This window comes from Maribellus luteus (genome assembly GCF_003576475.1).
In the GTDB taxonomy this organism is placed as follows: Bacteria; Bacteroidota; Bacteroidia; order Bacteroidales; family Prolixibacteraceae; genus Draconibacterium; species Draconibacterium luteum.
Map to the genome: position 1 here is coordinate 1 of NZ_QWGR01000253.1, position 530 is coordinate 530.

Sequence of the window (530 nt, forward strand, 5' to 3'; positions counted from 1 at the left end):
AGCGCGCCGAGCATCAGGTTTTCTGCCACCGTCAGTTCCGGCACGAGGTGCAGTTCCTGATAGATGATCGCGATGCCCGCCGCAATGGCCGCGCGCGTGTTCGTGAACTGCTGCGGCACGCCGTCCAGCGACAGCGTGCCGGCCTCCGGCTGGTTGACGCCCGACAACACCTTGAGCAGCGTCGACTTGCCTGCGCCGTTCTCGCCCATCAGGCCGTGAACCTCGCCGCGGCGGATGTCGAGCGATACATGGTCGAGCGCCAGCACGCCAGGAAAGCGCACGGTGATGCCGTCCAGCTTCAGATAAGCGGTAGGAGAAGCGTCGGGCGGACCGCTCGCATCAAGTGATTGGACTGTCATCGATTGCTCTTTGCGGATCGGCGTGGGGCGCGTGGGGCACGGGACGGGCCCGCGCCGCGCGTTGCATCAAATGCCCAGTTCCTTGCGCACTTCCTGCCAATTGCTGCGCACCATCAGCTTGCCGGTGGTTTGCGTATCGGCCGGCGGCTGCTTGCCGGTCTTGATCCAATC

1 protein-coding gene is annotated in these 530 nt (G+C 64.9%); it reads right to left on the reverse strand.

The window, feature by feature from the left end:
• Positions 1–359 (reverse strand): ATP-binding cassette domain-containing protein (locus D1614_RS28805; RefSeq protein ID WP_119440541.1); only part of this gene is annotated, 359 nt, incomplete at its 3' end.
• Between the last annotated feature and the right edge of the window lie 171 nt (positions 360–530).